The 11,769-nt window shown below is 68.7% G+C and carries 11 protein-coding genes; 9 read left to right on the plus strand and 2 right to left on the minus strand.

Annotation, left to right across the window (positions count from 1 at the left end):
- Positions 1-2 precede the first annotated feature (2 nt).
- Positions 3-896 carry a LysR family transcriptional regulator ArgP gene (locus KR541_RS19875; protein ID WP_006480142.1) on the minus strand — a complete coding sequence of 298 codons (894 nt, stop codon included), beginning with the start codon at positions 894-896 and terminating at the stop codon, positions 3-5.
- 108 nt (positions 897-1,004) lie between these two features.
- Here KR541_RS19875 and KR541_RS19880 point away from each other — a divergent pair, with 108 nt between their 5' ends.
- The 5 genes from KR541_RS19880 to KR541_RS19900 all read left to right on the plus strand — a co-directional run bounded on the left by KR541_RS19880 (position 1,005) and on the right by KR541_RS19900 (position 6,799).
- Positions 1,005-1,625 carry a LysE/ArgO family amino acid transporter gene (locus KR541_RS19880; RefSeq protein ID WP_124631482.1) on the plus strand — a complete coding sequence of 207 codons (621 nt, stop codon included), beginning with the start codon at positions 1,005-1,007 and terminating at the stop codon, positions 1,623-1,625.
- Positions 1,626-1,972: 347 nt separating this feature from the next.
- Positions 1,973-2,920 (plus strand): aldo/keto reductase, encoded by a 948-nt coding sequence (locus KR541_RS19885; protein ID WP_050017195.1) that lies wholly within the window; start codon positions 1,973-1,975, stop codon positions 2,918-2,920.
- A gap of 162 nt (positions 2,921-3,082) precedes the next feature.
- Positions 3,083-3,886, plus strand: a complete 804-nt coding sequence (locus KR541_RS19890; RefSeq protein WP_050017196.1) for a hypothetical protein — start codon at positions 3,083-3,085, stop codon at positions 3,884-3,886.
- Between the two features lie 203 nt (positions 3,887-4,089).
- Entirely contained in the window at positions 4,090-5,058 is a 969-nt protein-coding gene (locus tag KR541_RS19895; protein WP_050017197.1) for a helix-turn-helix domain-containing protein, read from the plus strand.
- Positions 5,059-5,233: 175 nt separating this feature from the next.
- Entirely contained in the window at positions 5,234-6,799 is a 1,566-nt protein-coding gene (locus KR541_RS19900; RefSeq protein WP_216089744.1) for a GMC family oxidoreductase, read from the plus strand.
- Between the two features lie 84 nt (positions 6,800-6,883).
- On the opposite strand, the gene KR541_RS19905 is transcribed toward KR541_RS19900, so the two are convergent.
- Positions 6,884-7,864, minus strand: a complete 981-nt coding sequence (locus KR541_RS19905) for a helix-turn-helix domain-containing protein (protein WP_050017199.1) — start codon at positions 7,862-7,864, stop codon at positions 6,884-6,886.
- Positions 7,865-8,040: 176 nt separating this feature from the next.
- Between KR541_RS19905 and KR541_RS19910 the strand changes: the two genes are divergently transcribed.
- From KR541_RS19910 to KR541_RS19925, 4 genes are read left to right on the plus strand one after another with little or no spacing between them, the layout of a single operon-like run.
- Positions 8,041-8,574, plus strand: coding sequence for a 2,4'-dihydroxyacetophenone dioxygenase family protein (locus tag KR541_RS19910; RefSeq protein ID WP_050017200.1), 534 nt, complete (start codon positions 8,041-8,043; stop codon positions 8,572-8,574).
- 18 nt (positions 8,575-8,592) lie between these two features.
- Positions 8,593-9,897, plus strand: coding sequence for an MFS transporter (locus KR541_RS19915; protein ID WP_216089745.1), 1,305 nt, complete (start codon positions 8,593-8,595; stop codon positions 9,895-9,897).
- A gap of 1 nt (position 9,898) precedes the next feature.
- The gene (locus KR541_RS19920) at positions 9,899-11,020 is read left to right on the plus strand and encodes a 2,3-butanediol dehydrogenase (RefSeq protein ID WP_050017202.1); all 1,122 of its coding nucleotides are present in this window, start codon (positions 9,899-9,901) and stop codon (positions 11,018-11,020) included.
- Positions 10,998-11,720, plus strand: a complete 723-nt coding sequence (locus KR541_RS19925; RefSeq protein ID WP_050017203.1) for an SDR family NAD(P)-dependent oxidoreductase — start codon at positions 10,998-11,000, stop codon at positions 11,718-11,720. Before KR541_RS19920 ends, KR541_RS19925 begins: the two co-directional genes overlap by 23 nt.
- Positions 11,721-11,769 lie beyond the last annotated feature (49 nt).

Genomic DNA, 11,769 nt, shown 5'->3' on the forward strand with positions numbered 1-11,769 from the left:
GGTCAATCGAGAAACAGCGCGGCGCGCGCCTTCAGCGCCGCGCTGAAATCGTCGAGCCAGCCGATCGACAGACGCCAGCTCTGCCAGTACAGATCGATGTCGATGGTGCGCCCCCGCGACATGTCGATCAATTCACCCGCCGCCAGCTGGCGGTCGACCATCCGGTCCGGGCACATCCCCCATCCCAATCCCGTTTCGCATGCGCGCAGATAGCCCGCGACGTGCGGTATCCAGTGCTGCGGCGGATCGAGATCCGCGCGCGTCACGCGCCGGATGAAACGCGCCTGCAACCCGTCCTTCGGATTGAACATCACGCACGGCGCGCGGCGCAGCGCATCGCGCGTGATCCCCGCGTCGAAATAGCGCGCGTAAAACGCCGGCGAGCACACCGCACGATAACGGATCCGCCCGAGCCGCTCCGACCGGCACCCCTGGATCGGCTCGGCCTGCGCGGTCACCGCGCCCTGCACGCTGCCGTCGCGGATGCGCGACGCCGTGTAATCCTGATCGTCGATCACGAGATCGAGCAGCGTCTCGCGCTCGGTGCAGAACGGGCCGACCGCGTCGATGAACCACGTCGCGACGCTGTCGTCGTTGACGGCCACGCGCAACGTCGGCCACGCGCTCGCGATCTGGCCCGGCAATGCGGGCATCCGGCCGCCCAGTTCGGCTTCCAGCAGTTGCACGCGTTCGGTATGCCGGCACAGCAGCGCGCCCGACGTGGTCGCGACACACGGCTGCCCGCGCTTGACGAGCACGCTGCCGACCCGCTCCTCCAGCAGCTTCACGCGCTGCGACACGGCCGACGGCGTGACGTTCAGCTCCTTGGCCGCCCGCTCGAACGAACCGTGCCGGATCACGGCCGCGAGGGCATCGAGCAACGCGTAGTCGAGCATTAGATTTCCTTAATCCGCATTAGGTGATTTAGCTTCTCTTATTTTCGTGCCGATCGCAGACTAGCGCTACCCGATTGATTCGTCTACTGCTTCCACGGCTGTCCCCTCATGAACTGGCTCGCTTTTTCCCACGGCGTCGCACTATGCGCGTCGCTCATCGTCACCATCGGCGCGCAGAACGCATTCGTGCTGCGCCAGGGCATCATGCGCTCGCACGTCGGCAAGATCGTGCTGCTGTGCGCGGTGTCCGACATGATCCTGATCGGCGCGGGCGTCGGCGGCGCTTCGGCGCTCGTCGAGCGCTATCCGACCTTCGTCCATGCGGTGCTGTACGTCGGCCTCGCGTATCTCGCGTGGTTCGGCATCAACGCGCTGCGCCGTGCGTTCAAGCCGGGCCACGACACGCTCGACGTGCGCGGCAACGCGGTCGCGCCGCCGCCGCAGGGCGCGCTCGCGATCGTGCTGATGACGCTCGCGTTCACTTGGCTCAACCCGCATGTGTATCTCGACACGTTCCTGCTGATCGGCACGGCCGGCGCGCGCGAGCCGGAAGGCGCGCGGCTCGCGTTCGCGATCGGCGCGATGACGGTCAGCGTCGTGTGGTTCCTCGGGCTCGGCTATGGCGCGCGATTGCTGGCGCCGTGGTTCCGCAAGGCGGTCGCGTGGCGCGTGCTGGATGGCGCGATCGGCAGCATGGTGCTGTTCCTCGCGGCGGTGCAGTTGCGCTGACCGAACCTTCTGCAAACGGGCGGCGCCCTGCCGCCCGGCTTTCCCTCCGCGTGGGCACCACGCCAGCGCAAGCTGCGTGATTCCCGTCGCGCACGTCGCCGCAAAATTCGCTCCCGATCCAACGCAACCGCACGGAATACGCATGCAGCGGACGCGGTCTCCGCCATCTGCCGCAAGCCGTCCACCATCGCGGCGTTACTGCGCCTGCACGAATCGAAACGATCGGCGAGAATGTCCGGTGTCCCGCGACCACGGCGGAACCGCACCGCGCATCCTGCCGTCCCGCCGGGATCGTCTCGACCCATCCCGCAGTTCAATCCCGTTACCTGCCGTTATCGGAGAGGAACATGGCACATCGCACCCTCGGTACATCCAGCATCCAGGTTTCGCCGCTCGCGTTCGGCGGCAACGTCTTCGGCTGGACCGTCGACGAGAACGCATCGTTCGCATTGCTCGACGCACTCGCCGACACCGGCATCAACTTCATCGACACGGCCGACGTCTATTCGGCCTGGGCGCCCGGCAACCAAGGCGGCGAATCGGAAACGATCATCGGCAAGTGGCTGAAGCGCTCCGGCAAGCGCGAGCAGGTCGTGATCGCGACCAAGGTCGGCATGCTCGGCACGCGCGCGGGGCTGTCGAAAGACAACATCCTGAAGGCCGCCGACGATTCGCTGCGCCGCCTGCAGACCGACTACATCGACCTGTATTTCTCGCACCGCGATCTGGCCGACACGGCCCCGCTCGAAGAAACGCTCGGCGCGTATCAAACGCTGATCGACGCGGGCAAGGTACGCATCCTCGGCGCGTCGAACTACAGCGGCGCGCGCCTGCGCGAAGCCGCCGCCATCAGCGCGCGCGACGGGCTACCCGCGTACCAGGTCATCCAGCCCGAATACAACCTGCTCAACCGCGCCGACTACGAACGCGATCTCGAGCCGGTCGTGCGCGACCTGAAGCTCGGCGTCGTCAACTACTACGCGCTCGCGAGCGGGTTCCTGTCGGGCAAGTACCGCAGCGAGGCCGACCTGAAGAAGAGCGTGCGCGGCGATCGCGTCGCCGGCTATCTGAACGAACGCGGCCTGCGCATCCTCGCCGCGCTCGACGCCGTATCGGCGAAGCACGGCACGCAGCCGGCCGCGATCGCGCTCGCATGGCAGATCGCGCGGCCGACGATCACCGCGCCGATCGCGAGCGCGACGTCGCTCGAGCAACTCGCGCTGCTCGGCGAAGCGATCCGCGTCACGCTCGATCGGGACGACATCCGCCGGATCGACGAAGCCAGCGCGCCTTGAGGTCAGGGGCGGCGGCAGGCCGACGGAATCGCACGGGCAGGCGGTTCCGCGGCTTGCCTGCGAGTCATGCAGGACGGATGGATACAATGGCGAGCATCCGATGGCCGCGGGGCTCGACCGGGTTTCTTCGCGCCGAATCAAAACCACACATAAAAACCGCCGATGAACCACCTTGCCCGCCGTTCCCGTTACGTCCGTCATGGCCGTCCGCTCGTCGCAACGATCGCCGCGCTGCTCGCCTGCGCACCGGCCGTATCCTTCGCGGGCTGGTACGAAGTCGCGAACTACATCGGCACGATCGGCAACGCGCCGGTGCACGTGTCCGTGCAGACCTACGACGCGATCAACCACAACGACGCGGGCCGCTGGCGCGTCGACGGCAGCTACTACTACGACGCGCATCGCAAACCGATCCCGTTGCGCGGCCACCGCGAGCCCGACGGCCGCCTGACGCTGTGCGAAGCGTCATCGCCCGCATCGAATGCCGACTCGCCGGTCGTGCCGGCCGCGGCGCCGTCACGGCCGAAGCCCTGCCCGATCGCGCTCGTCGTCGTCGGGAAAACGGCAACCGGCACGTGGGACGACGGCCGCAAGACGCTGCCGATCACGCTGAACGAAGTCGGCCGGCTGAACGACACCGATACGCAGCACCTGCAACTCGACGGCAGCGTCGATATCCCGATGTGGTATCGCACGAAGACGCACATGCTGGTCGGCGTCTACGCGCTGTCCGACAAGTGCGGCATCGCGATGCAGTCGCTGCGGGCCGTGAACATTGCGACGGGCCGCGTCGATCGCACGATCGCGCTCGACTGCGACGCGGGCATGGTGATGACGTCGATCTACGCGAATGTCGCCGACACGCAGCCGGCCGGCCACGTGAGCGTCGAGTTCCGCGGCGGCAAGATGGGCTACCAGCAGAACGTGTCGCTCGGGCTGCCGTCGTCTTCATCGAAGTCGAAGTAGGCCGGTCACGCTTACCCCAAAGCCGCATACGTGTCTTGACTCGCCCAGCCGCTTTCGTTGACCCGGACGGACATCGACCGCGCAATCGCCCGCCGCGCCCCGCTGCAAGCGCGTCACGCGCGTGCCCCGGGTCTTTCACGGATTGACCGCGGCGTTCGGCGTGCCCGAGACTGCCCCGCTCGGGCCGTCATCGGGAGAACGTCATGCCGGACACCAGCACGGAGATCGCCACGATCTCGACGCGCGCCGTACGCGGCGCCGAGCGCGTCGACTTCTGGGTCGACCATGTCGCGCGCACGCTCGTGCGGATCGAATGCAGCGGAAGGTCGTCCGAAGGGATCGATGCGTCGCTGCGCAAACGCGATCTCGGGTTGTTCCGAGCGTGCGACATCGTCGCGAACCGGCACGCGGTCGTGCGCACGCCGCACAACATCCACGCGGACCAGCGCGACGCCGTGTTCATCTGCGTGATGCACGAGGGGCACGGCTATACGTTCCAGGACGTCGACTGCATGCAGCACGGGCCCGGCGACCTCGTGCTGTACGACACGTCGATGCCGTACGGTCACGGCTTTCCCGCCGACATGGCGATGACCGTGCTCGACGTGCCGCGCGACGTATTCGAGGCGCGCGTCGGCCCGTGGCGCTACCGCAGCCTCGTCAAGATCGACCGCGGCGACGGCGTCGCGTCGTGGGCCGTGCGGCAGGTGGTTGCGCTGCTCGCCGCGCCGCCCGAGCCGACGCCCGACGCGCGCGAACGGCGCGCCGCCGCGATCCTCGACCTCGTGCAATCGATGCTGCGGCTGCACGACGGTGACGCGTCACCGACGAAGTCGACGGTCCACACGCTGTCGCGCGCGAAGGCGTTCATCGACAGCCATCTCGCCGACGACGACCTCGACAGCCGATTGGTCAGCCGTGCGATCAACCTGTCGCCGCGCCAGCTCGCGCGCATCTTCGAGATCGAGGGGATGCCGCTCACGCGCTACATTCTCGCGCGGCGGCTCGAACGCTGCCGCGCCGATCTGCGCGACCGATCGCTGAAGCACCTGACGGTCAGCGAGATCGCGTTCCGCTGGGGCTTCAACAACAGCGCGCACTTCAGCCGCAGCTATCGCGCGCGGTTCGGCGAGACGCCGAGCGACACGCGCGCGCCGGCCGGAGCGTGCTAGGGCGTGTTCACGCCCTAGGCCGATACTCGCCGCTGCCACCGCCACTCCCTGCGATGTCCCGGCGAGGCAAGCACGGCGTCCGCCTCGGTCAAATAGGGCCCCAACCTGCTCGCTAAGCTGGCTTCGTGCGCGGCGGCATCCGTTCCGCCGCCCGACAGCCAGGAGAAGAAGCGGGATGGAGACGTACGACCACATCGTCGTCGGCGGCGGGTCGGCCGGCTGCGCGGTTGCGCACCGGCTGGTGAAGGCCGGCCGGCGCGTGCTGCTGCTCGAGGACGGCCCGAAGGACGACAGCCTGTTCATCCGGATTCCGGCGACGTTCATCCGCGTGCTCGGCACGCAGCGCACGGTCACGTTCGAGAGCGAGCCGCAGCCGGGCGCGGCGGGACGCAAGACCTACGTGCCGCAAGGCCGCACGCTCGGCGGCGGCAGCTCGGTCAACGCGATGCTGTACGTGCGCGGCACGCGCGACGACTACGACGACTGGGCCGCGCTCGGCTGCACCGGCTGGGGTTGGGACGACGTGCTGCCCGTGTTCAAGCGCGCCGAATCGCATCTGCGGCTCTCGGAGCCGTACCACGGCACCGACGGGCCGTTGAAGGTCGGCGACACGCGCTTCCGGCATCCGCTGAGCCGCGCGTTCGTGAAGGCCGCGCAGGAAGCCGGCATCGCGTACAACGACGATTTCAACGGCGCCGCGCAGCATGGCGTCGGCTTCTATCACACGACGATCTTCGACGGGCAGCGCGGCAGCACCGCGGCCACCTATCTGGCCGACGTGATCGCCGATCCGAACCTGCGCGTGCTGACCGGCTGCCGCGTGACGCGCATCCGGTTCGACGGCCGCCGCGCGACCGGCGTCGAATGGCGCACCGCGAGCGGCGCGACGGGGTCGGCCGCCGCGCGCGCCGACGTCGTGCTCGCGGCCGGCGCACTGAGCACGCCGAAGCTGCTGATGCTGTCGGGCATCGGGCCCGGCGCGCATCTGCACGCACATGGCATCGACGTGCTGCACGACAGCCCGGAAGTCGGCGCGAACTACCAGGACCATCTTGAAGTGTCGATCTACGGCCGCAGCGATGCGCCCGTCAGCCTGCTGGGCGAGGATCGCGGGTGGAAGGCCCTGCGGCACGGGCTGCAATGGATGCTGTGCCGCTCGGGCCTGCTGACGTCGAACGTCGTCGAATCGGGCGCATTCGTCGACACGACGGGCAGCGGCCGCCCGGACATCCAGTTCCACGTGCTGCCGACGCTGGTCGGCGACGTCGATCGCGAACCGCTGCCCGGCCACGGCCTGTCGATCAATCCGTGCCTGCTCCGGCCGCGTTCGCGCGGCCGCGTGCAACTGCGCGGCAACGATCCGGCCGCGCCGATCCGGTTCGACAGCGGCGCGCTGTCCGATCCGGCCGACGTCGACGGCCTCGTGCGCGGCGTCGCGCTCGCGCGGCGGATCCTGCGCGCACCGTCGCTCGCGCGCATCGTCCGCGAAGCCGAGCCGCTGACCGATGCCACGCTCGCCGACTACGTGCGGCGTCGCGCGAAAACCGTCTATCACCCGGCCGGCACGTGCCGCATGGGCAGCGACGCGCACGCGGTCGTCACGCCGCGTCTCGCGGTGCAGGGCGTCGACGGATTGCGGATCTGCGATGCGTCGGTGATGCCGCGCATCGTGTCCGGCAACACGAACGCGCCGACGATCATGATCGCGGAGCGCTGTGCGGCGTTCATGCTGGCGGAGTGACGCGATGCGCGCTACATCGCCCCGAAAACGAAAGCGGCGCGTCATGCGCGCGCCGCTGCCGCCGAACCCACCGGAAAACCGGCGTCAACTGCCGGCCTCACGCGCCGCATCGCGCAGCGTCATCGGCGACGCGCCATAGCGCTCGCGGATCGCGCGGCTGAAGTGTGCCTGGCTCGAAAATCCCCAGCGAAACGCGATCTCGCCGATGCTCGTCTTGCGCAGCCGTGCGTCGGTCAGCTCGCGGTGCGCGTGCGACAGCCGTTCCGACCAGATGTGCTGCGTGATCGATTCGCCTTCCGCCGCGAACAGGCGGCCCAGATGCCGCAGCGACAGCCCGACCGCATCGGCGACGGCTTGCGGCGCGAGCTCCGGCTCGCCGAGATGCGTCGCGATGTACTGCTTCGCGGTCAGCAGGTACGACAGCGACGCGCGCGATGTGCCCGCGCCGTTCACTTCCGTGTCGACGAGTTCCGCGATCAGCGTGCGCGTGTGCTCGGCGAATCGCGCGGCGTCGCGCTCGACCGGCGCCTTCATGAACCGCTCGACGCTCGCGCGCAACGTCGCGCCGAGCATCGCGCCCGCGCCCGGCTTCGGCGCGATCCGCAGCGGCAGCGCGGCCAGCGCCGCATCGAGGCGATCGTCGAACGTGGTGATCGGGATATCGATCAGCAGCTGCCGCATCGGCGTCAGGAATCCGAACAGATAGGGCACGCGCGTGTCGTAGACGACCACATCGCCGGCTTCCGCGAGCAGACACCGGTCGTGCTGGATGAAATAGGCGCGCCCGCTCACGATCTGGCACGCGAACAGCGACTCCTTCGGCAACTGGCGCACCAGCGCGGGGCTGCGTTCGATCACGTGGTCCTGCCCGCTGATGTCGGCGATGCCGAGGCCCGGCAGCGCGATGTCGGTCTTCTCGGCTTCGAGCCCGGCCGGCGACAGCGACGAGCAGCGCAGGCCGACCAGCGTCGCCGCGTTGAATGCATCCCAGTACGCCATCCTGTCGCGCGCCGGCACGTCGGCCGTCGAGCCTCGCGTGCATGAAAGAACGGTCGAATTCGTCACATCGCCTCCTGCGGGCGCCTGTCGTGCGGAGCGGCACGGATTGGGGGATGGTTCGTCTGGATTTTTGGTGCGCTGCAATGTCCGGCGCGGTCAAGCAATTCGTCCAGCCCAGTCAAGAGCGGCGCACACCGGCTGGCTAAAGTCGAGCCCACGACAACCCATACAAGGAGACAACCGTGGTCGACAAAGCCGTATCCGAATTCTGGCAAAACATCCCGGCGATTGCCAATCCGTTCAAGCCCGATGCGCTGCCCGAGGCCTACATCCCGAACGCGGCCACCGACGACGAGCGCTATTACGTTCCGTTCACCGAAACGGTTTCGTCGCGGCCGCTGTGGATCTCGCCGTCGCAGAACAAATGGTGCGACATCCTGATGGCGAAGGAAGCCGGGCTCGTGAACCGGCACTATCACCCGCACGAGGTGTTCGCGTACACGCTGTCGGGGAAATGGGGCTACCTGGAGCACGAATGGACCGCGACGCGCGGCGATTTCGTGTACGAGACGCCGGGCGAAGGCCACACGCTCGTCGCGTTCGATCACCCCGAGCCGATGCGCGCGTTCTTCATCGTCACGGGCCCGCTGATCTGGCTCGACGACGAAGGCAATCCCGACGGCTACTTCGACGTGCATTCGTACATCGCGATGTGCAAGGCGCATTACGAGAAGGTCGGCCTCGGCGCGCAAGCGATCGAGAAGCTGTTCCGCTGACGCGCGGCGAGGCTCACGATGACGTCCCCTTCCTTTTGCAGACCCGCCTTGACGTACGAGAACCGGCTGCTGCTGATCCTGTTCATGACGTTCGGCTTCGTGTTCTTCGACCGCCTCGCGCTGTCGTTTTTGTTCCCGTTCATGTCGGCCGAGTTGCACCTGACGAACACGCAGCTCGGCATGGTGTCGTCCGCGCTCGCGCTCACGTGGGCGCTGTCGGGCGCCGCCACCGGCGCGTGGTCCGACGCGCGCGGCACCCGCAAGCCGCTGCTGGTCGCGGCCGTGCTCGGCTTTTCCGTGTGCTCGGCGCTGTCGGGCCTCGTCGGCGGCTTCGCGAGCCTGATCGCATTTCGCGCGCTGATGGGCATCGCCGAAGGCCCCGTGCTGCCGCTGTCGCAATCGCTGATGGTCGAGAGTTCGACGCCGAGCCGCCGCGGGCTGAACATGGGCCTGCTGCAAGGCTCGGCCGCCGGCCTGCTCGGCGCGATGATCGGCCCGCCGGTCGTGATCGTCATCGCCACCGCGTACGGCTGGCGCGAGGCGTTCTACGTGTCATGCATCCCGGGCTTCCTGATCGCGTTCTGCATCTGGCGCTGGGTGCGCGAAGTACCGCCCGGCGGCGTGCGCCACACGCAGGCGGATACCACTGCAATACCGGCCGCAAGCGGCGCGGCGGTCAGCCGCTGGGCGCTGCTGAAGGAGCGCAACATCCTGCTGTGCGTGCTGATCAGTTGCTTCTTCCTCACGTGGTTCGTCGTGATCATCTCGTTCGCGCCGGTGTTCCTCGTCGAAAGCCGCCACCTGTCGCCGTCCGCCATGGGCGCCGTGATGACCTGCCTCGGCGCCGCGTGGGTGTTCTGGGGCTTCGCGGTGCCGGCGATCTCCGACCGGATCGGCCGCAAGCCGACGATGATCGTGTTCGCGCTGGTCGCGGCCGCGTGCCCGGTCGTGCTGATCCACGTCGGCTCGGTGTGGGCGCTCGGCGCACTCGTGTTCGCCACGTACACGGGGCTCGGCTGCTTCACGCTGTTCATGGCGACGATTCCGGCCGAAACGGTGCCGCCGCGCGCGATCGCGAGCGCGCTCGGGCTGATCATGGGCGCCGGCGAGCTGATCGGCGGCTTCGTCGCGCCGACCGTCGCCGGCTTCGCGGCGGACCGATACGGCCTGCAGTTCGCGATGTGGACGTCGGCTGCCGGCGCGATCCTCGCGTGCGTGCTGTCGTTCGGCCTCGTCGAAACCGCACCGGCCGTGCTGCGCAAGCGCGCGCTCGCAGGCGCTGCCGCAGGCCGTCTCGACACGCAGAACCTCGGAGGACGCTGACATGCGCGCACTTCAATGGCATGGCCCGCACGACGTCCGTCTCGTGGAAATCGACACGCCGCGCGTCGGCCCCGGCGACGTGCGCATCGCGGTCGCGTATTGCGGCATCTGCGGCAGCGACCTGCACGAATACGCGGACGGCCCGCACGCGATTCCGGTCGATGCGCCGCATCCGCTGTCGCGCCGCACCGCGCCGCTGACGCTCGGCCACGAGTTCTGTGGAACCGTCGTCGAAGTCGGCGAACGCGTGACGACGCTGCGCGCGGGCGACCCCGTCGCGGTCGAGCCCGAGTATCGCTGCAGCCAGTGCGCGTACTGCCGCTCGGGGTCGTACAACCTGTGCGTGTCGATGGGCTTCGCCGGGCTGATGGGCGACGGCGGGATGGCCGACTTCGCGGTCGTGCCGGCCTACATGCTGCATCGCCTGCCGCACGGCGTGAGCCTCGAACAGGCCGCGGTGATGGAGCCGGCGGCCGTCGCGCTGCACGCGTTGCGGCGCGGCGAGCTGCGGCTCGGCGAAACCTGCGCGGTGTTCGGGCTCGGGCCGATCGGCCTGCTGCTGATCATGCTCGCGAAGCTGCAGGGCGCGGCGACGATCGTCGCCGTCGACGTATCGCCCGAACGGCTCGCGGCCGCCACACGCTTCGGCGCGACCCATGCGTTCGACGCGCGCGAGCTCGAAGCGTCCGCGTTGCAGGACGCGATTCGCGCGGCCACGGGCGGCCTCGGCGTCGATACGAGCTTCGAAGCGGCCGGCTTGCAGGCCACGTTCGAATCGGCGATGCGGGCATTGCGCAAGGGCGGTCGCGTCGTGATGGTCGGCCTGATGCCGCACGCCGGATTCGACGCGTTCCGCGCGGTCAACGACGAGTTGACCTTCACCGCGAGCGTCGGCTACCGGCATGCGTACGAAGACCTGCTGCGCATCGTCGCGTCGGGCGCGCTCGATCTCACGTCGATCGTCACGCGCACCGTCGCGCTCGAAGATGCCGTCGCCGACGGCTTCGACGCGCTGCTCGCCGACCGCACGCAGATCAAGATCCTCGTTTCACCCGCGCAGCGGCCGGCCCGCCGCGCCACCACCATCGGGAGTGTCGAGCATGAGTCGTCTGTGGACGTTTGAAGGGCAGTCCGTCGTCGTGACGGGCGGCACGTCGGGCATCGGCGCGCGCACCGCGCTGCGGTTCGCGCAGGCCGGCGCATCGGTCGTCGCATTCGGGCTCGACGCAACCGGCCCGCATGCGCCCGTGCATGCCGGCATCCGTTGCGTGGAACTCGACGTGGCCGACGGCGATGCACTGACGCGCACGATCGCCGCGCTGCCGCGGCTCGACGTGCTCGTCAACGGCGTCGGCATCAGCCGCCACGCGGACGAATACCGGATGGATCAGTTCGAGCACGTGCTGAACGTGAACCTGACGTCGGTGATGCGGGCATCGGACGCCGCGCGGCCCGCGCTGGCGACCAACGGCGGCAGCATCGTCAATATCGCGTCGATGTACACGTACTTCGGCAGCAAGGACCGGCCCGCGTACAGCGCGAGCAAGGGCGGCATCGCGCAGCTCACGCGTTCGCTCGCGCAAGCGTGGGCCGATCATGCGATCCGCGTGAACGCGGTCGCACCGGGCTGGATCGACACGCCGCTCAGCAGCGGGCTGATGGCCGACACGCTGGCATCGCGTCGCATCCTCGAGCGCACGCCGCTCGGGCGCTGGGGCACGGCCGACGAAGTCGCGGAAGTGATCCTGTTCCTGTGCTCGTCCGGCGCGTCGTTCGTCACCGGCGCGGTCGTGCCGGTGGACGGCGGGTATTCGACGGTCTAGCGCATGGCGCGCGGCGCATCGGAGGATCGACGAGGCCTGCTGATGCCCG

Origin of the sequence: Burkholderia sola (genome assembly GCF_905400185.1) — a bacterium.
GTDB classification, from domain to species: Bacteria; Pseudomonadota; Gammaproteobacteria; order Burkholderiales; family Burkholderiaceae; genus Burkholderia; species Burkholderia sola.

What these genes read in the sequence shown, in the direction of transcription:
- KR541_RS19875 (WP_006480142.1), bottom strand. Translation starts at nt 896, where the DNA reads ATGCTCGACTACGCGTTGCTCGATGCCCTCGCGGCCGTGATCCGGCAC.
- KR541_RS19880 (WP_124631482.1), top strand. Translation starts at nt 1,005, where the DNA reads ATGAACTGGCTCGCTTTTTCCCACGGCGTCGCACTATGCGCGTCGCTC.
- KR541_RS19885 (WP_050017195.1), top strand. Translation starts at nt 1,973, where the DNA reads ATGGCACATCGCACCCTCGGTACATCCAGCATCCAGGTTTCGCCGCTC.
- KR541_RS19890 (WP_050017196.1), top strand. Translation starts at nt 3,083, where the DNA reads ATGAACCACCTTGCCCGCCGTTCCCGTTACGTCCGTCATGGCCGTCCG.
- KR541_RS19895 (WP_050017197.1), top strand. Translation starts at nt 4,090, where the DNA reads ATGCCGGACACCAGCACGGAGATCGCCACGATCTCGACGCGCGCCGTA.
- KR541_RS19900 (WP_216089744.1), top strand. Translation starts at nt 5,234, where the DNA reads ATGGAGACGTACGACCACATCGTCGTCGGCGGCGGGTCGGCCGGCTGC.
- KR541_RS19915 (WP_216089745.1), top strand. Translation starts at nt 8,593, where the DNA reads ATGACGTCCCCTTCCTTTTGCAGACCCGCCTTGACGTACGAGAACCGG.
- KR541_RS19920 (WP_050017202.1), top strand. Translation starts at nt 9,899, where the DNA reads ATGCGCGCACTTCAATGGCATGGCCCGCACGACGTCCGTCTCGTGGAA.
- KR541_RS19925 (WP_050017203.1), top strand. Translation starts at nt 10,998, where the DNA reads ATGAGTCGTCTGTGGACGTTTGAAGGGCAGTCCGTCGTCGTGACGGGC.